The sequence below is a fragment of the Acidovorax sp. LjRoot129 genome, assembly GCF_964253765.1.
Lineage (GTDB): Bacteria > Pseudomonadota > Gammaproteobacteria > Burkholderiales > Burkholderiaceae_C > Acidovorax.
The window spans coordinates 1,811,245-1,832,745 of record NZ_CAXUSE020000001.1; the positions used below are offsets into that span (position 1 = coordinate 1,811,245).

Genomic DNA, 21,501 nt, shown 5'->3' on the forward strand with positions numbered 1-21,501 from the left:
CAGCCAATGACGGATCCATATTGCACTGTGACAGACCGATTCAGAGCGGAGCTGTCATCAGTCCCAAAGAAAACGGCCAGCAGATATAGAAATCTGCTGGCCTTCTTTCAATCAGGAGTTAATCACTTCCCCCAAGAATCTTTCAACCCCACCGCCAGGTTAAACACCGGCTTGCCCGCCGCGTGATCCACGCGGTCCGCCACAAAGTACCCGTGCCGCTCAAACTGGAACTTGTCGTCGGGCTTGGCATTGGCCAATGACGGTTCCACGATGGCGGTCACCACCTTCAGGCTGTTCGGGTTCAGGCTCTCGATGAAGTCCTTGCCACCCGCATCAGGCTGGGCGTCCAGGAACAAACGGTCGTACATGCGCACCTCGGCATTCACGCCGTCGGCCACGCCCACCCAGGTGATGGCGGCTTTCACCTTCACCGTGTCGGCGCCGGGGGTGCCGCTTTTGGTGTCGGGCACCACGGTGGCAAGCACTTCGGTGATGTTTCCATCCGCATCTTTAGTGCAACCGGTGCATTCGATGACGTACCCGCCCTTCAGGCGTACCCTGTTGCCAGGGAACAGGCGCTTGTAGCCCTTCGGCGGCACTTCCTCGAAATCTTCGCGTTCGATCCAGACTTCCTTGCCGATGGTGAAGTGGCGCTCGGGGCTTTCCACGCCTTCGGGGGGGTGGGGCAGGGAGGGCAGGGTGCAGGGCTCCAGGTGGCCTGCGCCCATGACCTCGTCCCAGTTGGTGAGCACCAGCTTGACGGGGTTGAGCACGGCCATGCCGCGGAAGGCCTTGAGCTCCAGGTCTTCGCGCAGGCAGCCTTCCAGGGTGCTGTAGTCGATCCAGCTGTCGCTTTTGGTCACGCCGATGCGTTCGGCAAAGGTCTGGATCGACTCGGGCGTGTAGCCGCGGCGGCGCAGGCCGACGATGGTGGGCATGCGGGGGTCGTCCCAGCCGCTGACCTTGTGGTCGTACACCAGCTGAGCGAGCTTGCGTTTGCTGGTGATGACGTAGGTGAGGTTCAGGCGCGCAAATTCGTACTGGCGGGGGGGCGGGCTGGCCAGCAGGCCGCCTTCGGTCAGGCGCTCCAGCAGCCAGTCGTAGAAGGGGCGTTGGTCTTCAAACTCCAGCGTGCACAGGCTGTGGGTGATCTGCTCCAGCGCGTCCTCAATGGGGTGAGCGTACGTGTACATCGGGTAGATGCACCAGGTATCGCCGGTGTTGTGGTGTGTTGCGCGGCGAATGCGGTAGATGGCCGGGTCGCGCATGTTGATATTGGGGCTGGCCATGTCGATCTTGGCACGCAGCACCATGGAGCCGTCTTCGTGCAGGCCGGCCTTCATCTCGCGGAACTTGGCCAGGTTTTCGGCCGGGGTGCGACTGCGGAAGGGGCTGTTCACGCCGGGCTTGCCGAAGTCGCCGCGGTTGATGCGCATTTGCTCGACTGTTTGCTCGTCCACGTAGGCGTGGCCGGCTTCGATCAGGTACTCGGCGGCGCGGTACATGAAGTCGAAGTAGTCGCTGGCCTGGAAGGGCGGGGCGCTGGGGTGGCCGTTCCAGTCAAAACCCAGCCATTTCACCGAGTCGATGATGCTGTCAACGTATTCGGTGTCTTCTTTTTCCGGGTTGGTATCGTCAAAACGCAGGTGGCACACGCCGCCGTAGTCGCGCGCCAGGCCAAAATTGATGCAGATGCTCTTGGCGTGGCCGATGTGCAGGTACCCGTTGGGTTCGGGCGGGAAGCGGGTGCGGATCTTGGCGGGGTCGGGCTGGCCGGCGGCATGGTGGGCGGCGTCGCCCGGGGTGCCACCCCAGCGGCGTGGGGTGTAGGTGCCTTTTTCCAGATCGTTCTCGATGATCTGGCGCAAGAAGTTGCTGGTTTTGATGGCTTCTGGGGGCGCCGCTGTCGCGTTGGCGGGTGCGTTGGCAGCTGGGTTGGCGGGGTTTTGGGTACTCATCGGGCCATTTTAGGCGCCGGTTTCGTGAACGTTTACGCATGGAAACGGGCGCGTATACGTCCAGACACAACGTAAAGACAAATTTATGCCATCCTTTTGCCTACCTGGTGCGTTATGTACCAATGAGGCGAGTCCATTTGGCTGGCTGCCCTCGTTCAAACAGGAGATTTCCATGACGAAAACCCGTTCTATCTATGCCCTGGCCGCCTCGGCTGGCGTGGCGCTGGCTTTGCTGGCTGGCGGGGACGCTGCCCAGGCCCGCGATGTCAATTGGTCTGTGGGTATTGGCGTACCCGGCGTGGTGGTGGGGGCCAGCAATGGCTACTACGCACCCGCCCCCACGTATTACGCGCCACCTCCACCCGTGTACTACGCACCTCCCCGTCCGGTGTACTACGCACCACCGGCTTATTACGCTCCCCCACCCGTGGTGTATTACGGTGAGCGCCATCACCGCCACCACCATCGCCACCACGGCCATGGCAACGGTCATGGTCGCGGCCACTGGGACCGGTAACTTCTAACTTTATTGGCTCAGGTCCGGTCGCCCCAGCGGGCGGCCGGCTTTTGTAACCAACCTCTTGGGCGCTAGTCGCTCACAGGCAGCGTCTTGCACAGGCTGCCTTTTACAGCGGCCCTTCGGGGCCGCTTTTTCTTTGGCGCGTGCGCTGGCCAGATGCCCGGTCAGTGCTGGGCGCGCCAGCAGCATAATCCCGCACTCTGCCCGCTGGCGTGGCAGGCGCAACCCTCGGAGTGCATGTTTGTGAAAACCGTTTTTGTCCTCAATGGTCCCAACCTGAACCTGCTTGGTACGCGCGAGCCTGCCGTGTATGGCGCGCAGACGCTGGCCGACGTTGAAAAGTTGTGCGCCGACGCCTGCGCCCGCCACGGTTTTGCGCTGCGGTTTCACCAAAGCAACCACGAAGGCGCGCTGATCGACTGGATCCACGAGGCCGGCCGGCTGCATGCAGCGGGCGAATTGGCCGGCGTGGTCATCAACGCGGGCGCCTACACCCATACCAGTGTGGCCCTGCACGACGCGACCAAGGGCACGGGCATCACGATGATCGAGCTGCACATCAGCAACGTGCACGCGCGCGAGCCCTTCCGCCACCACTCCTACATGGCCGCTGCCGCCAAGGCCGTGATGTGCGGTTTTGGCGTGCTGGGCTATGGTTTGGCGATCGACGGGCTGGCGCAGCTGCTGCAGCCACAAGCCGCGGCCTGAGCCCGGCGGCCCCACCAGGAGCTTTGTGCGTGGCCACCCTATTGCCGCCGACCCTGGAGGTGCCTGAGGACGAGGTAGAGATCACCGCCATGCGCGCGCAGGGCGCGGGCGGGCAGAACGTCAACAAGGTGTCGAGCGCGGTGCATCTGCGCTTTGATGTGGCGGCGTCGTCGCTGCCTGACGGGGTGAAAGAGCGCCTTTTGGCGCTGCGCGACAGCCGCATCACGCAAGAGGGTGTGGTGGTGATCAAGGCGCAGCAGTACCGCAGCCAGGAGCAAAACCGCACCGATGCACTGGAGCGGCTGAACGCGCTGGTCAACACCGTGGCCGTGCCGCCGCGGGTGCGGCGTGCCACCAAGCCTACTTATGGGTCTAAACAGCGGCGGCTTGAGGGCAAGAGCCAGCGCAGCGAGACCAAGGCTCTGCGCGGCCGGATACGCGACGGCTCGTAAGCGGTGGATGGGGCGCCCGGTGACTGCGCCTGATTGGCATCACGGGTAGAACAATCTGTCTGCGCTTTGGGCCTTGGTAAGGCGGGTTGGCAGTCCTACATTCAAGGCATCACCCACGGATCAAACCCAAAGGCACCTGCCATGTCCGCCACAGCCCACGCCCACCACCCCACCATCCCCGCACTGTTCGTCTCGCACGGCGCGCCACTGTTCGCGGTGGACGCTGGCACCACCGGCCCCGCGCTCACCCAATGGGGCCAGGCCCTGAAGGCGCAGTACCCCGGTTTGCGCGGGGTGGTGATCATGTCGCCACACTGGATCGCACGCTCCCCGCAGGTCATGACCGGCCCACAGCCTGCGACCTGGCACGACTTTGGCGGCTTTCCACCCGCTCTGTACGAACTGCAGTACCCCGCACCCGGCTCGCCCGCGCTGGCGCAGGAGGTACTGGGTCTGTTGCAGGCTGCGGGCGTGGCCGCGCAGGGCGATGCTGCCCGCCCGTTTGACCACGGCGCATGGGTGCCCCTGATGCATTTGTTCCCTGAGGCCGACCTCCCGGTCGTGCAGGTGGCCCTGCCCGTGGGCGCCGGCCCGGCCGAGGTGTATGCACTGGGCGCTGCGCTGCGCAGCCTGCGCGACCAGAATGTCCTGGTGGTGGGTTCGGGCAGCATGACGCACAACCTGGCCGAGTTCTTTGGCGGCGAGCGCGAGGCCGCACCCTATGTGCTGGAGTTCAGCCGCTGGATCGAATCGGCCCTGGCGCGAGGCGACATGAAGGCGCTGCTCAACTACCGCAGCGAGGCGCCGCATGCGCGCCGCGCGCATCCCACTGAGGACCACTTCCTGCCCATCTTTTTTGCGCTGGGCGCGGCTGGTGACGATTTGCACGCCCACTACTTGAGCCGCGAGGTGATGTACAGCATGCTGTCGATGGACGCGTTTGCCTTACAGCCCGCGCATTGACCGCCCCAGCCTTGAACTTCATATCAAAAATGCCCCTGGCGCTTATCCATGCTTGATCTACCGCTCACATTTTTGCAGCGCCCGGCCGCTGCCACCACACCCCGGCCTTGGCTGCTGGTGCTCATGCACGGCGTGGGCAGCAACGAGCAGGACCTGTTCGGCCTGGCGCCGCACATCCCCGAGCGTTTTCATGTGCTGAGCCTGCGGGCGCCGTTTCGCATGGGGCCGGGCGCGCATGCGTGGTTTGACTTCTCCATCGAGCCCAACGGCGAGCGCACCATCAACGAAGCGCAAGAGGCCCAAAGCCGCGCCCTGGTGGCCCAGGCGATCGCCTCGGCGGGCGAACAACTGGGCATTCCGCCCGAGCGCATCGTGGTGGGCGGCTTCAGCCAGGGCGGCATCATGGCGCTGTCGCTGCTGCTGACCCAACCGGCGTTGATGCAGGCCGCCATGGTGTGGCACAGCCGGCTGCTGGCGCAGGTGCTGCCTCTGGCCGCGCCGCCCGATGCGCTGCGGGGCAAGCAGCTGTGGCTGAGCCATGGCACGCACGACGACGTTATCCCGCTGGCCCACGCACAGGCCATCGCGCACCACATGGAGCGTCTGCCTGTGGCGGTGACGTACCGTGAGTTCCCGGGTGCGCACGAGATCCGGCCCTCCGAGCTGTCAGCAACCGTGACTTGGCTCGACTCCCTGGCGGGCACACCCGCTGCCTTCTAGGTCGACCCCTGCGCCTGCCAGCGCGGCAGGTGGGGAGCCGCGTAAGTTCCCGCTGTCGGTACATGGCGTTACGCACGCAGCCGCCTCACCGCTTCCAATGGCACGGTGCCCCGGGGCTGGGAACGCCTTGCGGTGGAACCTCCGAACCGGGCATTGCAACGCACCGCCCCAGGAGGCCCATGCCTGATCACGACACCGCCGAATTCCGACCCACGCCCCCGCGCGCTTCGTCCGCGCCCTGGATCGCTGCCGCGGTGCTGGGCTGCGCGGCTGTTGCAGGCGCCGCGTGGTGGTTCTGGCTGCGGCCCGCAGAGCCGCTCCCGCCCGCGGGCTCACCACCGACCGCCAGCGCGCCTGCGGCACCCGCAGCGTCAGCGCCGATGCCTGAGGCTTCGGGCCCGCAAAACCTGGTCGATGGGCTCGCACCTGCAGATGCCGCACTGCCGCCCCTGGCGGAATCCGACACCCGCGTGGCAGCGTTGCTGGGCGACTTGTTGGGCCGCGACAAGGTGGCCCGTTTCTTGTTGACCGAGGGCTTTGTGCGCCGTGTGGTCGCCACCGTGGACAACCTGGGCCGTGCCCAGGCGCCCGCGCGCATGTGGCCGGTGCAGCCCGCGCCCCAGCGGTTTACCGTGGAGGGTCCGGAAGGCACGCAGACCGTGTCACCCGCCAATGCCGCGCGCTACAGCGCGGTGCTGGACTTTGCCGAGGCCGTGCCCCTGGAGGCTGCGGTGGCGTTGTACGCACGGCTCTATCCGCTGTTTCAGCAGGCGTACGAAGAGCTGGGCTATCCCAAGCGTTACTTCAACGACCGCCTGGTGGCGGTGCTGGACCATCTGCTCCTCACGCCCGAGCCCAAGGGACCGCTGCGCGTGAAGCTGTTGCCGGTGAACACCGAGGTGCCCGACCTGCGGCCCTGGGTGCGGTATGAGTTTGCCGACCCTGCGCTGCAGGCGCTTTCCAGCGGCCAGAAGATTTTGGTGCGCATGGGGCCTGCGAACGAGGCGCGGGCCAAGGTGCTGATCCGCGAACTGCGCCGGCGTGTTGCCACCGGCGAGGTGGCCCGCAAGCCGGTGCCGTAGGCCCGCACCGCAAGGCGTCGCGGCGCCACGCTTTCCAGGTGGGGCGGTGGCCTTGCGGGCTCCACCGCGCAGTGGGTCAGGCCTGTGCGGGGCGTGGGCCGTGGCGCAGGGTCAGCAGGGTGCCCAGCGTCAGCGCCGCCAGCGCAAACGCCGGCCCGCCCAAGGCGCCCACGTGGTCCACCATCAGCCCCCCAAAGATGGCCCCGCTGGCAATGGCGATCTGGAACGCCGCTACCAGCAGCCCGCCTGCGCCCTCGGCCTGGTCGGGCGCGGCGCGCACGATCCAGGTCTGAAAGCCCACCGGGAAGGCGCCAAACGCAAAGCCCCACAGCGTGACCGCCACGGCCGTGATGGCGGCGGACTGCCCGGCCACCAGCAGCGTGGCAGCCAGCACGGCGATGAGCGCACCACCGTAGACGATGGCCTGGCGCTCACTGCGCCCCGCGATCCAGCCGCCCACGAAGTTGCCGAAGAAGCCACCCACGCCGTAGCCCAGCAGCACCGCGGTGATGGTGGCCACCGACAGGTGTGTGACCTGCTCCATCAGCGGACGGATGTAGGTAAACCCTGCGAAGTGCCCCGAGATGACCAGCAGCACCGCCAGCAGCGCCACGCGCACGGGTGGACGGCGCAGCAGCTCACCCAGCACCTTCAGATTGGGGTTGTCGCGCGGGGGCAGGGCGGGCAGGGCCACCAGCTGCACGGCCAGCGTGACGAGGCTGATGCCGCCCGCCGCGATGAAGGCGCTGCGCCAGCCCCACAGGTCGCCCATCCACGCCCCGATGGGCGCTGCGCACACGGTCGCCACCGACACCCCGGTGAGGATGAACGACATGGCCCGCGCGAACAGCGAGGCTGGCACCAGCCGCATGGCCAAAGCCGCCGACATGGACCAGAAGCCGCCCAGCGCGACGCCCAGCAGCACCCGCGCCGCCAGTAGCGTGACCATGCCGCCGGCCAGGGCCGACATCAGGTTGGACAGCACCAGCAGCAGCGTGAAGGCGATCATCACCAGCCGCCGGTCGATGCGGCGCGTGAGCAGCGGCAGCGACGGGGCAGCCACTGCGGCCACCAGCGCCGTCACGGTGACGGCCTGGCCCGCGGCCCCATCGCTCACCCGCAGATCGCTGGCCATGGCGGTGAGCAGGCTGGCGGGCAGGAACTCGGCCGTGACGAGGCCAAAGACGCCCAGCGCCATCGACGCGATAGCGGCCCAGCGGGCCTCCGTGGGCTCGGGGGTGGAGTGCGGGTCGGGCGCGGCCTCGTCAATGACGGCACCGGTGGGCGCATCAAGGCAGGCGGAGCAGGATGGAGAGGAGGACACGGGAAAAGCTTTGGGATGGGTGAAAAGCCATCGTAGGGATAAGATGGCGGCGTTTCCATGCCGTAAAAGCCGAAATGCTTGACTTTTTATCCAAGCCCTTCAATCAGGTGCCGCAGCAGCCTTTTGCGGACCCGCCGGACCTGCTGACCCAGATCCTGCTTGGCCTGCGCCTGGACGGCGTGGAATATGGCCGCTGCGTTCTGTACCCGCCGTGGGCGATTGCCTTCCCGGCGCAGCGCTCGGCGCGCTTTCACTTTGTGGGCCATGGCGGGGCCTGGCTGCGCACGCAGGGCACCGAGTGGCAGCGCCTGAACCAGGGCGATGCGGTGCTGCTGCCACACGGCAGCTTCCATGTACTGGCCAGCTCCCCCGAGGTGCCCCCGGTGGACATCGACTCTCTGGCGCGCAAGGCCGTGTCGGAGAACATCTACCTGGTGGACGGGCGCGATGCCAACAACGCGCACTTGGGCGCCCCTGTGGCGCCACCGCCTCCGCAGGCGCCCGACGTCGTGTTCAGCGGTGCGCTGCGCTTCAACCTCGACCCGCTGCACCCGCTGATGGCGATGATGCCCGCCGTGATGATGGCCGACGACCTGGCGCAGCGCGACACCACCGTGCCCGTGCTGCTGGACGCCATGGAGCGAGAGGTGGAGCAGGACCGCATGGGCGCCTGCGCCATCCTCGCGCGCCTGGCCGATGCGCTGGCCGCCAGCATCATCCGCGCATGGGTGGAGTGCAGCTGCAACAACCCCACCGGGTGGATCGCCGCCGTGCGTTGCCCGCGCGTGGGCAAGGTGATCGCCGCCATCCACGCCGACCCTGAGCGCGACTGGAACGTGCCGCTGCTGGCCGACCTGATGGGCGCTTCGCGCTCGAGCTTTTCCGAGTCGTTCACGCGCACCATGGGGGAGAGCCCGGCGCGCTACGTGGCCAAGGTCAAGATGTCGCAGGCGCGGAGTTGGATCGCACGCGATGGCATGCGGGTGGCGGTGGCGGCCAACCGGCTGGGGTACGAGTCCGAGGCGTCCTTCAGCCGGGCGTACAAGCGAATCGTCGGGCATCCGCCGAGCAGGGCTGCGTCGTTCTGAGTTGCTGTGCGCTCAGGCGCAGCAATCAGCGCGGCAGCGGCAGCGCCGTCTTGTAGCGCACCTGTTTCAGCGCAAAGCTTGACCGGATCTTCTCCACGCCCGGTATGGGCGCAAGGCGCTCCAGGATGAAACGCTCCAGCGCCGAAATGTCCGGCACGGCCACACGGATCAAATAGTCGCTGTCGCCGCTCATCAGGTAGCACTCCATCACCTCGTCGTGCTCGGCAATGCGCTGCTCGAAATCACCGAGCGCCTCCTTGCTTTGTGTCTTCAGGCTGATGCTGATGAACACGTTGAGCCCCAGCCCCAGGGCAGCCGCGCTGGCCAGCGCCACATAGCGGCTGATGACGCCGCTGGCCTCCAGCGCCTTCACCCGCGCCAGGCAGGGCGAGGGCGACAGGTGCACACGCCGCGCCAGCTCCACGTTCGACAGCGAGCCGTCGGCCTGCAGCTCGGCCAAAATGCGCAAATCCAGGGTGTCCAGCTTCATGTGCTGCAGTTTACGGGTTGCGCCGCAGTAAATGCCGCTGGCGTTGCGCGGGCCGTGCACAACGGCAACTCATTTGGGCACCGCGCCACTACAGTGGCAGAATGAACGCACCCACTCCCCACAGCCTGCTGCTGGAGCAAAAGCAACAACAGCATTCAAACCCTGTGTTGGCCACCGACACGGACCCCGAAGAAACCGCCGAATGGCGCGATGCCTTCCTGGCCCTGGTGGCCACCGAGGGCCCGGAGCGGGCACGGCACATCCTGCAGGAGCTGGTGCGCCTGGCGCGCGCACAGCGCATCGGCTGGCACCCCGACCTGAACACGCCGTATGTGAACACCGTGGCGGTGCAGGACCAGCCGGTGTTTCCCGGCGACCTGGCGGTGGAAGAGCGCGTGGCCTCCATCGTGCGCTGGAACGCGCTGGCCATGGTGGTGCGCGCCAACCAGGCCTATGGCGAACTGGGCGGCCACATCGCCAGCTACGCCAGCGCGGCCGACCTGTTCGAGAGCGGCTTCAACCATTTTTTTCGCGCCCGTGAAGGCGTGGGCGAGGGGCAGCACCGGGGCGACCTGGTGTTCTTTCAGCCGCACAGCGCTCCCGGTGTTTATGCGCGGGCGTTCCTTGAGGGTCGACTGTCCGAGCAAGACCTAAAACACTACCGCCAGGAACTCGCCGCGCCGGCTGCAGGCGCGCAGGGCCTGTCGAGCTACCCGCACCCCTGGCTGATGCCGGACTTCTGGCAGTTCCCCACCGGCTCCATGGGCATCGGTCCCATCAGCAGCATCTACCACGCGCGCTTCATGCGCTACCTCACGCACCGCAACCTGCTCGACTGCAGCCAGCGCAAGGTCTGGGGCGTGTTCGGCGATGGCGAGATGGACGAGCCCGAGAGCATGAGCGCGCTGACCCTGGCCGCACGCGAGGGCCTCGACAACCTGGTCTGGGTGGTCAACTGCAACCTGCAGCGCCTCGACGGCCCGGTGCGCGGCAACGGCCGCATCATCGACGAGCTGGAGCGCCTGTTCGCCGGCGCGGGCTGGAACGTGGTCAAGCTGGTGTGGGGCAGCGACTGGGACGGCCTGTTCGCCCGCGACCTGACCGGCGCGCTGGTGCGCACGCTCGAAGGCACGGTGGACGGCCAGATGCAGACCTTTGCCGCCAAGGACGGCCGCTTCAACCGCGACAACTTCTTCGGCCAGAACCCCGAGCTCGCGGCACTGGCCCAGGGCATGACGGACGAGCAGATCGACCGCTTGAAGCGCGGCGGGCACGACCTGGTGAAGATCCACGCCGCATATGCCGCCGCTGCGCGCCACCAGGGCCAGCCCACGGTGATCCTGGCGCACACCAAGAAGGGCTACGGCATGGGCACGGCCGGCCAGGGCAAGATGACCACGCACAGCCAGAAGAAGCTCGATGAGACCGACCTCATCGAGTTTCGCAACCGCTTCAACCTGCCCCTCACCGACGAGCAGGCCACGAGCCTGGCCTTCTTCAAGCCAGCTGAGGACAGCCCCGAGATGCGCTACCTGCGCAGCCACCGCCAGGCCCTGGGCGGCTACCTGCCGCGCCGCGAGACGGCCTGCGACCCGCTGCCCGTGCCCGCCATCGCAAGCTACGCGCAGTTCGCACTGCAGGCCGATGGCAAGGAAATGAGCACCACCATGGCCTTCGTGCGCATGCTGGGCACCTTGCTGAAAGACGCCACGCTGGGCCCGCGCATCGTGCCCATCGTGGCCGACGAGGCGCGCACCTTCGGCATGGCCAACCTGTTCAAGCAGGTCGGCATCTACAGCAGCGTGGGCCAGCATTATGCGCCCGAGGACATCGGCTCGGTGCTGAGCTATCGCGAGGCGCTGGACGGCCAGATCCTCGAAGAAGGCATCAGCGAGGCCGGCGCCATCGCCAGCTGGACGGCCGCGGCCACCAGCTACAGCGTGCACGGCCTGGCCATGCTGCCGTTCTACATCTACTACTCGATGTTCGGCTTCCAGCGCGTGGGCGATGCCATCTGGGCGGCTGCGGACCAGCGCGCGCGCGGCTTTTTGCTGGGCGCCACGTCGGGCCGGACCACCTTGGGCGGCGAGGGCCTGCAGCACCAGGACGGCAGCAGCCACCTGGTCGCAGCCACCATCCCCAACTGCAAGGCGTACGACCCGGCTTATGCGGGCGAGATGGCCGTCATCATCGACGCCGGCATGCGCGAGATGGTGACCGAGCAGCGCGACGTTTTTTACTACGTCACGTTGATGAACGAGAACTACGCCCAGCCCGACCTGCCCGCCGACGCCGCAGAAGGCGTGCTCCGGGGATGCTATGTTTTTAATAGCTATAAGCGCTTATTGGATCAGCGCCAGCAGCCAATTTCGGCTGAAAAACACGTCACCCTGCTTGGCTCCGGCGCCATCCTCACCGAGGTGGTGAAAGCCGCCGACCTGCTGGCCGCCGAAGGCCTCAACGTGACCGTGATCAGCGTCACCAGCTGGAGCGAACTCGCCCGCGACGGCGTGGCCTGCGAGCAGCGTGCACTGGCGGGTGATGACCAACCCGGTCTGCCTTGGCTGACACAGCAGTTGGCGGGCACACGCGGCCCGGTGATCGCCGCCACCGACTACGTGCGCGCCGTGCCGGAGACGGTGCGCGCGTTCGTGCCCGGCGGGCGTCGGTTCATCACGCTGGGCACGGATGGCTTTGGCCGCAGCGACACGCGGGCGGCGCTGCGGGAGTTTTTTGGGGTGGATGCGGCGGCGGTGGTGCGGGCAGCGCGTTTCGCGGTGGGGGCCACGATCGCCCGGTGAGCATGCAGGGCGCAAGCTTTTCTCAAGGGTGACTGCAGACAGGGCGGCAAGCGTGGTGCATTACGCTTGCCGCCCTTTCTGTTTTGTTTTGGGGCTGACCCGCTTCTCTATGACCCAACCCTTTGCCACTGCGGTCCTGACCGCTGCGAACATCGCGGATTGCGCAGATCTTTACCTGGGCGTGTTCAATGCTCCACCCTGGAATGACGGCTGGGAGCACGGTGCCGTGGTGGAGCGGCTCACGGCGTTCATGGCCTTTCCAGGCGCTCGCGGCCTCGCGCTGTTGCTGGATGGCGCACCGGTTGCGATGGTGCTGGGGTGGAAGGAACGATGGGTGAACGGGTGGACGTTTCACATCAAAGAGATGTGTGTGACAAGGCATCTGCAGCGGCAGGGGGCGGGCGCTGTGTTGATGCGTGCGCTGGAGGATGTGTTGCGGACCGAGGGAGTGGTCAGTTTGAATCTGCAGACGCTGGAGGAGACGCCAGCGTTTGGGTTCTATGAAGGGTTGGGGTATCGAAAGGGGCGGGTGGTGATGTTGGGGAAGACGATTTAGTTTTGCCCGTATTTTTGTCGCCGGATGCGAGGCTTGGCCTGGCTCTCGCTAGACCGCGACGGCAGGTCGTTTGAAAAATGCATCCAGCACCGGCATCAGGCCTGGAAACTCCTGCGCAAACCGACCCCGGTTCACAAAGTACGCCTCGCAGGCCACGGCAAAAAATTCGGACGGTGACGTGGCGCCGTAGGCGTCCAGCCAGGGGCGCTCTGCGCCAAAGCGATCGGCCAGGATGACGCGCTCGCGGAACTGCTCGTAGGCTGGGGTCCAGGCAGACCACCAGGCCTCATATGCCGCGCGCCCTGTGCGTGTGCCCATGAAGCCCGCTGGCAAAGGGGGGCAGCCATTGGGCTGGCCGCTGCGCATGTCCAGTTTGTGCACGAACTCGTGCACCACCACGTTGTGCCCGCGCTCGGTGTTTTCGCGCCCGTTGGAGGCGTGCGCCCAGCTCAGCATGATGGGGCCGCGCTCCATGGCCTCGCCCAGCAGCACCTGGGCTTGCTCGTGCACGACACCGGCTTCGTCCACGACCTGCCGGCGTGCCACGGCCTCGCCGGGGTGCAGGACCACGGTGACGAAATCGTCGTACCAGTCGAGCGCCTTGGCCGGGTCGCCCCAATACAGCAGCGGCAGGCAGGCTTGCGCCGCGATGTCGATCGCCATGGCGTCGGTCACCACCATGCCGTGGGCGCCGTGAAATTGTTTGTCGTTCAGGAACAGCGCGCTCAGCACGCGCAGTTTGGACTGGTCGTGCAGCGACAACGCTGCAAGAAAAGGGTAGCGCGAGAGTGTCTCCAGCCAGAGCGTGGCGGAGATGTCGGGCACGGGTGCAACGGTGGCGCGGACGCGGCTCCAGAGCCGGTTGAGAAGGGGTGGCATGGCGATCAGGCGGCAGGAGGTCTAGCCCCGCGCAGTTCAGGATCGCTCGTACATGGGGGCCAGCGGGAGGCGTTCCAAGCCCGCGGCGGTCAAACGCAGTGTTTCCACGCGGGGGGGCAATGCAGCGGCGTCCCAGTCGCTTAGTACCACACGCTGCAGCCCGGGTGCGAGTGGATGCTCCGCCGGGCGGTGTGTGTGACCGTGGATGAGCGTGTGTGCGTCTGCAGACTGCAGCCAGGCGACGGCAGCAGGGGTGTCCACGTCGGCATAGATGACACCCGACTGCTTGCGTGCCTCGCTCTCCTCGCGAATGCCGCGTGCCTGCGCACGGCGCGTGGCCAGGGGCTGGGCCAGAAAGCGCGCTTGCCATTCGGCACTGCGGGCCTGCACCCGAAAACGCTGGTAGTCGACGTCATCCAGGCACAGCAGGTCGCCGTGGCTGAGCACCCAGCGCTGGCCGCCAAAGACCAGCACGGTCGGGTCGGCCAGGCCGGTGATGCCGCAGTGGGTGAGAAACGCCGCGCCCGCCAGAAAATCGCGGTTGCCGTGCATGAAGTGCACGGGCAGGCGCTTTGACGCTGCCCGCAGCGCCGCACAGCCCTGCGCTTCAAAGCTGCCGACCTCGCTGATGGCGTCGTCGCCCACCCAGACTTCGAACAGATCACCCAGGATGAAGAGGGCGTCGGCTGTTGTCGTTGCGAGGTAGTGCTCGAACGCGGCCACCGTGGCGGGCTCGCTGGTCTGCAGGTGCAGGTCCGAAATGAAATCGACCATGCGCCAGTGCGAGGGAGCAACGAGCTCCTCGAACCGGGGCACGGTCACTGTTTGACGAGGCGCTGAGGCCGGCATGGCCAGCTTCAGTCGCCGCCGGGCCGCCCCAAGGCGACTGCTGCCCCCTCGGGGGGCAGCGCAGCACACGAAGTGGCAAGCGTGGGGGTCACAGTGCTATGGCCTTTTCGATGATCACGTCTTCCTTCGGCACGTCGTCGTGGAAGCCCTTGCGGCCCGTCTTCACGGCCTTGATCTTGTCGACCACGTCCGTGCCACCGACCACCTTGCCGAACACTGCATAGCCCCAGCCCTGGGCCGAAGGTGCGGTGTGGTTCAGGAAGCCGTTGTCGGCCACGTTGATGAAGAACTGGGCGGTGGCCGAGTGCGGGTCGCTGGTGCGGGCCATGGCCACGGTGTAGTTGGCGTTCTTGAGGCCGTTGTTGGCTTCGTTCTCGATGGGCGCATCCGAGGTCTTTTGGGTCATGCCGGGCTCAAAGCCGCCGCCCTGCACCATGAAGCCAGGGATCACACGGTGGAAGATGGTGTTGTTGTAGTGGCCCTTGTTCACGTACGACAGGAAGTTGGCCACCGACTTGGGGGCCTTGGCTTCGTCGAGTTCGAGGGTGATGACGCCGTAGCCGGCAATGTGCAGTTCGACTTGGGGGTTGCTCATGGCAAGGTTCTTTCGATCTAATGAATTAACAAATCAACAAAAAGGGATTACTTCACCAGCGTGGCGGAGTTGATGGTGACAGGCGTGTTGGGCACGTTCTGGTGCGGCCCCTTGTTGCCCACGGCCACGGCCTTGATCTTGTCGACCACGTCGGTGCCGCTCACCACCTTGCCGAACACGGCATAGCCGTGGCCGTCGGGGCTGGGGGCGTTGAGCATGGCGTTGTCCTTCACGTTGATGAAGAACTGCGAGGTGGCCGAGTTGGGGTTGCCCGTGCGCGCCATGGCGATGGTGTAGGTGTCGTTCTTGAGGCCGTTGTTGGCTTCCAGCGCGATCGGGGGCTTGGTGGGCTTTTGCTGCATGTCGGCAGTGAAGCCGCCGCCCTGGATCATGAAGCCGTTCATCACGCGGTGAAACACCGTGCCGTCGTAGTGCTTGTCGTTCACATAGGCAAGGAAGTTCTCGACCGTCTTGGGCGCCTTGGCGGGGTCGAGTTGCACCACGATGTCGCCCATGGACGTGGCCAGCTTGACCTTGGGGCCATCTTGCGCCTGTACGTTTGCTACAGAAAACGTAGCTGCTAACGCAATACTGGCAAGCGCCAGGGTCGAATTTCTTCTGGAAATCATCCAATCACTCCTTCGAAAAATATCTGCCATTGTTGGCCCCGGCGCGCCCAGTATTGGCGCTTGACGGGACCGGTGCGGGCGCCTTCGGCGACTTCGCCGAACGTTACCACCATGGTGTCGGCGGAATCTGTCCACCGCAGGTAAGACTTGTCCTTGAGGTGGAGTTCCCGGCCCCGCAGCGCGCGTGTCTCGGCCTTGAGCACCTGGGTCCACTCTTCGAGCGGCTTTTTTCGGTAGGTCTGGAAGTCGGGCGCATAAAAGCCCAGCAGCCGGTTCAGGTCGCCTTCGGTCTTGGCGCTGCGCCAAGCGTTCAGCACGGCGTCGAACGACTTGCGCTCAGCGTGCACGCTCTGCGGCGCCACCCATTGCAGCTGGCGGGCGATCACGACCGGCGTGGAGCGCGGCTCCACCGTGCGCAGGATGCGCTCCAGGTCGGGGTTGGCCAGCACCAGGCAGCCGTCGGTGGCTAGCGGCGCACGCGCGAACTGGTCGGGCGGCGTGCCGTGCAGCCAGATGCCGCCGCCGGTTTTGCCCCGGCTCTGGTCGAGCGGGTTGGGGTAGTTGATGGGCAAGGCGCCTGCGCCGTAGAAGTCCTTGAGCGTGCCGGCGTCCAGCCGGCTGGTGATGAAGTACACCCCCAGCGGCGTGCGTTGGTCGCCTTCGGCTGCTTTTTCCATGCCCAACTTGCCGACCGACGCGTAGTAGTCGGCAATGAGCTGCAGGCCCTTGGGCGTGTTCTCAAACAGATAAAGGCGCGAGCGCGAGGCATCCACCGCGATCGCATGGCGCGAGCGGGGCGACAGCTCCAAGAACTGCGCGGGCAACGTGTTGGCGGGCGGGCGGCTGCGCTGTGCGTCCACGCGCTGGCGCGATTCGTTGCGCAGTTCTTCAAGCGTAGTCGCCGCCTGGATGCTGCGGCTCGAATCGGGCTCGGGCGCGTCGCCCATGCGGCGGATGGGTCGGGTGCGTGCGGTCAGCAAGTCGCCCACGGCCAGCTGCGCGAGCTGGAAGTTGGGGTGGTCGCGCGCCAGGCTTTCTGCCTGGGACAGTGCTTCGCGGTGGCGGCCCTCACCAATGAGTTTGTAGACCGCCAGCAGGCGTGCCTCGGCTTGGCCGTCGCGCAGATCGGCAGGTTTGGAGGCGGGGGTCGGCTCGGCGCTGGCGCGGCGTGGCTTGTGGCTCTGCGCCAGGGCAGAGGCTGCACCCGCCTGCATGAGCGCAGCCAGCAGCAAAGTGCGAGCCACGGCCCGGCGGCGTCGTGCGGTCAGCTCCACCAGCATGGGGTGTGTCAGTGCGAGGAAGGCAGGAATAAAAACGCCCGCGCAACAGGCGCAGGCGCTGTGTCCGGGGCCACGATCAACCGCCCGTCGATTCGCGGACGATGGTCCAGCGGCCGTTCTGGTTCACGAGGTCCAAAGTCTTGCGGCTGGTGACGTTGAGCGCATCGGCGCTGTAGGCCTGGCGAAAGCGCGCGGTCGCCTTGTCGCCGTTGACCGAGACTGCAATGTCGGACACCTGCACGCTGATCTTCGACTTGCCCACGATGCGCGCTTCGCGCTCTTTCTCCCACGCGGCACGGGCTTGGCGGTTGGGAGGGCTGAACGATTTGTCGTAGGCGCCCAGATACGCGGACATGTCCTTGGACGACCAGGCGGCTGCCCAGGCCTGTACGGCCGAAGTGACGGCCTGCACAGTGGCGTCGCTGGCTGCAGGGGCGGCGGGCGCTGGGGCCGGGGTGGCCGCTGCAGGGGGAGCTGCCGGGACTGCGGCAGTGGCGGGAGCAGGCTTGGGGGCTGGTGCAGGTGCAGGTGCAGGAGCCGGCGCAGGAGCTGGTGCGGGGGCTGCCACAGGGGCCGGAGCCGGCGCAGCCGGTGCTGCAGCGGGCCGCTGCGCAACGACGACCGCCGGGGCAGGCGCGGCCGCGGCACCCCCGCGGGCTGGCTTGCCCGTGGTGTCCGCGGTGAAGAGTTCGCGGATCAGCGCCAGCTTGGGCTTGACGGAGTTGGCGTTGGAGGCATCGAGCTGCAGCGCCTTGTTGTAGGCCTGGCTGGCCAGCTTGGCGTAGATGTCGCCCAGGTTCTCATGCGCGGTGGCGTAGCTCGGGTTGGTGCGGATCGCCATCTCCAGCGCCGTGCGGGCCTTGTCGAGCTGGTTCTGGTTGGCGTAGAGCACCGCCAGGTTGTTGTAGGGCTCGGGCAGCTCGGGGTACTCTTCCGTGAGCTTGGTGAAGGTGGTGATCGCCTCCGCCGGCTTGCCCGAATCTGCCTGCGCCACACCGCGCAAGAAGCGCAATTGCGGATCCCGCGGGTTGGCTGCCAGACGCTGGTCGGCCTTGGCGAGGGCGTCTGCCGATTTGCCTGCCTTGATCAGCTGCGTGATTTCCGCGTAGTCATCGGCCTGGGCCGCGCCAGTGCCCAGCAGCGCGGTCAGGGCCAGCAGGCGCAATAGACGTGGAAGTGTGCAGCGGACTTGCTTCATGGATTGGTCAGGGTATTGGGCAGCGGCTCGCCCGGGCGGGGGGCTTATACTGCGGCGGATTGTAGCTGAGGGGGTTGTCATGACGGAACGCTGTTGCCGCGGGTGATTTCGCTGTAGGCCCCTCGCTGGGCCAACCCCTCGCCAGGGGCCTTTGCCCCCAGCTGCCGGGTGAATTTTCATTCACCCACCACCCCATCCCCCGTTACCAAAATCCCATGAGTTTGCGCATCTACAACACGCTGTCGCGTGCATTGGAAGACTTTTCCCCGCTCGAACCCGGCCATGTGCGCATGTATGTGTGCGGCATGACCATCTATGACCTGTGCCACATCGGCCATGCGCGCATGATGATGGCGTTCGATGTCGTGCAACGCTGGCTCAAGAGCAGCGGGCTGCGCGTGACCTACGTGCGCAACATCACCGACATCGACGACAAGATCATCAAGCGTGCGCTGGAGCGGGGCATCACCATCCGCCAGCTTACCGACGAGATGATTGCCGCCATGCACCACGACATCGGCCTCCTGGGCATCGAGCCGCCCTCGGTCGAGCCCCGCGCCACCGAGTACGTGCCCCAGATGCTGTCGCTCATCGGCCAGCTGGAAGGCAAGGGCCTGGCCTACCGTGCGAGCAACGGCGACGTGAATTACTCGGTGCGCAAGTTCGACGGCTACGGCAAGCTGTCGGGCAAGTCGCTCGATGAACTGCGCGCCGGCGAGCGTGTGGCCGTGCTGGACGGCAAGGAAGACCCGCTCGACTTCGTGCTGTGGAAGTCCTCCAAGCCCGAGGAGCCGCCCGAGGCCAAGTGGGACAGCGAATTCGGCTCTGGCCGCCCCGGCTGGCACATCGAGTGCTCGGCCATGTGCGGCGCCACGCTGGGCGAGACTTTCGACATCCACGGCGGCGGCGCGGACCTGCAGTTCCCGCACCACGAGAACGAAATCGCCCAGAGCGAAGGCGCCACCGGCAAGCCGCTGGCCCAGTTCTGGGTGCACAACGGCTTCGTGCGCGTGGACAACGAGAAGATGTCCAAGAGCCTGGGCAACTTCTTCACGATCCGCGACGTGCTCAAGACCTACGACGCGGAGACGGTGCGTTTCTTCATCGTGCGCGCCCACTACCGCAGCGCGTTGAACTACAGCGACGCGCACCTGGACGACGCGCGCCAGGCCCTGAAGCGCCTGTACACCGCGCTGAGCCTGGTGGCGCCGGCCGATGTGGCGAGCATCGACTGGGCAGGCCCGTACGCAGCCCGCTTCAAGGCGGCCATGGACGAAGACTTCGGCACACCCGAGGCCGTGGCCGTGTTGTTCGACCTGGCGGGCGAAGTCAACAAGACGCGCTCTGCCGAACTGGCGGGGCTGCTCAAGGCCCTGGGCGGCTGCCTGGGGCTGTTGCAGGGCGACCCCAAAGCCTTCCTGCAGGCCGGCGCAGGCGTCAACGAAGCCGACATCCAGGCGCAGATCGCAGCGCGCGCCGCCGCCAAGGCCGCCAAGAATTTCGCCGAAGCCGACCGCATCCGCCAAGCCTTGCTCGCCCAGGGCATCGTGCTCAAGGATTCCGCCGCCGGCACGACCTGGGAAGCCGCCCAGTGAGCCCGTCTTTTTGCCGAAATATGTGCCTAGCGCAGGTGGGATAAGCGGTGGCTGCTATTAAAAAGATAGCGGTTGATGCCGCTGCTCCGCCGTTGGCTCTGGCCACGCCCGACTACTGGGCCGAGGCCTGTCGGCATCTGGTCAAAAAAGACCGGGTGATGAAGCGCCTGATTCCGCAGTTTGGCGATGCGGCGCTGCAGACACACGGCGACGCGTTTGTAACGCTCGCGCGCAGCATCGTGGGCCAGCAGATCTCGGTGAAGGCGGCGCAAACCCTGTGGGAGCGCTTCGTTGCACTGCCGCGCACCATGAAACCCGCCAGCGTGCTCAAGCTCAAGATCGACGACATGCGCGCGGCCGGGCTGTCGGCCCGCAAGGTCGACTACCTGGTGGACCTGGCCATTCACTTTGAGAGCGGCAAGCTCCACGTGAAGGACTGGGCGGCCATGGACGACGAGGCCATCATTGCCGAGCTGGTCGCCATCCGCGGCATCGGCCGCTGGACGGCCGAGATGTTCCTCATCTTCTATTTGATGCGGCCCAACGTCCTGCCCCTGGATGACCCGGGGTTGATCGCCGGCATCAGCCACAACTACTTCTCGGGCGACCCGGTGAGCCGCAGCGATGCGCGGGAGGTGGCCGAGGCCTGGAAGCCTTGGTGCAGCGTGGCAACTTGGTATATTTGGCGCTCGCTCGACCCACTGCCTGTGGCTTATTGAACGGCTGACGCCGCCTGACGCGCTTTTACAAAACTCGTTACACGTCGGTTACAGTGCGGGCCTTTCGTGGCCGCTTCTCACCGGCGCGATCCCTAGGAGAAAAACGTTGGCGAAAAAAACCTTTCTGGATTTCGAACAGCCCATTGCGGAACTCGAATCCAAAATTGAAGAACTGCGCTACGTGCAGACCGAAAGTGCCGTCGACATCTCGGAAGAGATCGACCAACTCAGCAAGAAGAGCCAGCAGCTCACCAAAGACATCTACAGCGAGCTCTCGCCCTGGCAGATCACCAAGATTGCCCGCCACCCGGAGCGCCCGTACACGCTCGACTACGTGCGCGACATCTTCACCGACTTCGTGGAACTGCACGGCGACCGCCACTATGCGGACGACCTGTCCATCGTCGGCGGCCTCGCGCGCTTCAATGGCCACCCGTGCATGGTGCTGGGCCACCAGAAGGGGCGCGACACCAAGGAGCGCGCCATGCGCAACTTCGGCATGAGCAAGCCCGAGGGCTACCGCAAGGCCCTGCGCCTGATGAAGACGGCCGAGAAGTTCAAGCTCCCGGTGTTCACGTTTGTGGACACGCCCGGCGCTTACCCCGGCATCGACGCCGAGGAGCGCGGCCAGTCCGAAGCCATCGGCCGCAACATCTTCGAGATGGCGCAGCTCGAAGTGCCCATCATCACCACCATCATTGGCGAAGGTGGCTCCGGTGGCGCGCTGGCGATCAGTGTGGGCGACCAGGTCGTGATGTTGCAGTACGCCATCTACTCGGTGATCAGCCCCGAAGGCTGCGCATCCATCCTGTGGAAGACGAGCGACAAGGCCCAAGAGGCTGCCGATGCCCTTGGCATCACCGCGCACCGCCTGAAGGCACTGGGCCTGGTCGACAAGATCGTGAGCGAACCTGTGGGTGGCGCGCACCGCGACCACAAGCAGATGGCTGCGTTCCTGAAGCGCGCTCTGGGCGATGCTTTCCGCCAAGTGGCTGACCTCAAGACCAAAGACTTGCTGGAGCGCCGCTACGAGCGCCTGCAGGGTTACGGCCGCTTCAGCGACACCAAGGCAGACAGCCGCTGATTTGCCTCCAG

Annotated in this window: 21 protein-coding genes; 12 read left to right on the forward strand and 9 right to left on the reverse strand. The window is 66.0% G+C overall.

Annotated features, from left to right (window positions below; all coding sequences use genetic code 11):
* Positions 1-122 precede the first annotated feature (122 nt).
* Positions 123-1,958 (reverse strand): glutamine--tRNA ligase/YqeY domain fusion protein, encoded by a 1,836-nt coding sequence (locus ACSQ3Q_RS08310; protein ID WP_436133926.1) that lies wholly within the window; start codon positions 1,956-1,958, stop codon positions 123-125.
* A 172-nt stretch (positions 1,959-2,130) separates the two neighbouring features.
* Between ACSQ3Q_RS08310 and ACSQ3Q_RS08315 the strand changes: the two genes are divergently transcribed.
* From ACSQ3Q_RS08315 to ACSQ3Q_RS08340, 6 genes are all read left to right on the forward strand, one after another.
* The gene (locus ACSQ3Q_RS08315; RefSeq protein WP_436133927.1) at positions 2,131-2,475 is read left to right on the forward strand and encodes a hypothetical protein; all 345 of its coding nucleotides are present in this window, start codon (positions 2,131-2,133) and stop codon (positions 2,473-2,475) included.
* Between the two features lie 240 nt (positions 2,476-2,715).
* Positions 2,716-3,186 carry a type II 3-dehydroquinate dehydratase gene (gene aroQ, locus ACSQ3Q_RS08320; RefSeq protein ID WP_436133928.1) on the forward strand — a complete coding sequence of 157 codons (471 nt, stop codon included), beginning with the start codon at positions 2,716-2,718 and terminating at the stop codon, positions 3,184-3,186.
* A gap of 29 nt (positions 3,187-3,215) precedes the next feature.
* A complete protein-coding gene (arfB, locus tag ACSQ3Q_RS08325; RefSeq protein ID WP_436133929.1) occupies positions 3,216-3,638 on the forward strand; it encodes an alternative ribosome rescue aminoacyl-tRNA hydrolase ArfB in 423 nt (140 codons plus the stop codon).
* A gap of 141 nt (positions 3,639-3,779) precedes the next feature.
* On the forward strand, positions 3,780-4,601 hold the full coding sequence (locus ACSQ3Q_RS08330; RefSeq protein WP_436133930.1) for a dioxygenase family protein: 822 nt from the start codon (positions 3,780-3,782) through the stop codon (positions 4,599-4,601).
* Between the two features lie 48 nt (positions 4,602-4,649).
* A complete protein-coding gene (locus tag ACSQ3Q_RS08335) occupies positions 4,650-5,321 on the forward strand; it encodes an alpha/beta hydrolase (protein ID WP_436133931.1) in 672 nt (223 codons plus the stop codon).
* Positions 5,322-5,500: 179 nt separating this feature from the next.
* A complete protein-coding gene (locus tag ACSQ3Q_RS08340) occupies positions 5,501-6,403 on the forward strand; it encodes a DUF3014 domain-containing protein (protein WP_436133932.1) in 903 nt (300 codons plus the stop codon).
* Positions 6,404-6,479: 76 nt separating this feature from the next.
* Here the strand turns inward: ACSQ3Q_RS08340 and ACSQ3Q_RS08345 are convergent, their stop codons facing one another.
* Positions 6,480-7,673, reverse strand: coding sequence for an MFS transporter (locus ACSQ3Q_RS08345; RefSeq protein WP_436136965.1), 1,194 nt, complete (start codon positions 7,671-7,673; stop codon positions 6,480-6,482).
* A 128-nt stretch (positions 7,674-7,801) separates the two neighbouring features.
* Between ACSQ3Q_RS08345 and ACSQ3Q_RS08350 the strand changes: the two genes are divergently transcribed.
* Positions 7,802-8,815 (forward strand): AraC family transcriptional regulator, encoded by a 1,014-nt coding sequence (locus ACSQ3Q_RS08350; protein WP_436133933.1) that lies wholly within the window; start codon positions 7,802-7,804, stop codon positions 8,813-8,815.
* A gap of 25 nt (positions 8,816-8,840) precedes the next feature.
* Here ACSQ3Q_RS08350 and ACSQ3Q_RS08355 read toward each other — a convergent pair whose 3' ends face one another.
* Positions 8,841-9,305, reverse strand: a complete 465-nt coding sequence (locus ACSQ3Q_RS08355; protein ID WP_436133934.1) for an Lrp/AsnC family transcriptional regulator — start codon at positions 9,303-9,305, stop codon at positions 8,841-8,843.
* Positions 9,306-9,406: 101 nt separating this feature from the next.
* Between ACSQ3Q_RS08355 and mdeB the strand changes: the two genes are divergently transcribed.
* Together mdeB and ACSQ3Q_RS08365 are read left to right on the forward strand one after the other, a co-directional pair.
* A complete protein-coding gene (gene mdeB, locus ACSQ3Q_RS08360; RefSeq protein WP_436133935.1) occupies positions 9,407-12,106 on the forward strand; it encodes an alpha-ketoglutarate dehydrogenase in 2,700 nt (899 codons plus the stop codon).
* Between the two features lie 109 nt (positions 12,107-12,215).
* A complete protein-coding gene (locus ACSQ3Q_RS08365) occupies positions 12,216-12,662 on the forward strand; it encodes a GNAT family N-acetyltransferase (RefSeq protein ID WP_436133936.1) in 447 nt (148 codons plus the stop codon).
* A gap of 48 nt (positions 12,663-12,710) precedes the next feature.
* Here ACSQ3Q_RS08365 and ACSQ3Q_RS08370 read toward each other — a convergent pair whose 3' ends face one another.
* From ACSQ3Q_RS08370 to ACSQ3Q_RS08395, 6 genes are all read right to left on the reverse strand, one after another.
* A complete protein-coding gene (locus ACSQ3Q_RS08370; RefSeq protein WP_436133937.1) occupies positions 12,711-13,541 on the reverse strand; it encodes a zinc-dependent peptidase in 831 nt (276 codons plus the stop codon).
* Between the two features lie 36 nt (positions 13,542-13,577).
* Positions 13,578-14,390 (reverse strand): UDP-2,3-diacylglucosamine diphosphatase, encoded by an 813-nt coding sequence (locus tag ACSQ3Q_RS08375; protein WP_436133938.1) that lies wholly within the window; start codon positions 14,388-14,390, stop codon positions 13,578-13,580.
* An 88-nt stretch (positions 14,391-14,478) separates the two neighbouring features.
* Positions 14,479-14,985, reverse strand: coding sequence for a peptidylprolyl isomerase (locus ACSQ3Q_RS08380; protein WP_436133939.1), 507 nt, complete (start codon positions 14,983-14,985; stop codon positions 14,479-14,481).
* A 47-nt stretch (positions 14,986-15,032) separates the two neighbouring features.
* Entirely contained in the window at positions 15,033-15,614 is a 582-nt protein-coding gene (locus ACSQ3Q_RS08385; RefSeq protein ID WP_436133940.1) for a peptidylprolyl isomerase, read from the reverse strand.
* Positions 15,611-16,894: a L,D-transpeptidase family protein gene (locus tag ACSQ3Q_RS08390; protein ID WP_436133941.1), complete on the reverse strand. Its 1,284-nt coding sequence runs from the start codon at positions 16,892-16,894 to the stop codon at positions 15,611-15,613. The genes ACSQ3Q_RS08385 and ACSQ3Q_RS08390 overlap by 4 nt, the downstream gene beginning before the upstream one ends.
* A 76-nt stretch (positions 16,895-16,970) precedes the next feature.
* Complete coding sequence (locus ACSQ3Q_RS08395) at positions 16,971-18,092, reverse strand: L,D-transpeptidase Cds6 family protein (RefSeq protein ID WP_436133942.1); 1,122 nt, start codon at positions 18,090-18,092, stop codon at positions 16,971-16,973.
* Between the two features lie 215 nt (positions 18,093-18,307).
* Between ACSQ3Q_RS08395 and cysS the strand changes: the two genes are divergently transcribed.
* The 3 genes from cysS (at position 18,308) to ACSQ3Q_RS08410 (ending at position 21,490) form a co-directional block, all read left to right on the forward strand.
* Entirely contained in the window at positions 18,308-19,687 is a 1,380-nt protein-coding gene (gene cysS, locus ACSQ3Q_RS08400; RefSeq protein WP_436133943.1) for a cysteine--tRNA ligase, read from the forward strand.
* Positions 19,688-19,734: 47 nt separating this feature from the next.
* Positions 19,735-20,406, forward strand: coding sequence for a DNA-3-methyladenine glycosylase family protein (locus ACSQ3Q_RS08405; RefSeq protein ID WP_436133944.1), 672 nt, complete (start codon positions 19,735-19,737; stop codon positions 20,404-20,406).
* Positions 20,407-20,512: 106 nt separating this feature from the next.
* Positions 20,513-21,490: an acetyl-CoA carboxylase carboxyltransferase subunit alpha gene (locus tag ACSQ3Q_RS08410; RefSeq protein ID WP_436133945.1), complete on the forward strand. Its 978-nt coding sequence runs from the start codon at positions 20,513-20,515 to the stop codon at positions 21,488-21,490.
* Positions 21,491-21,501: the final 11 nt, after the last annotated feature.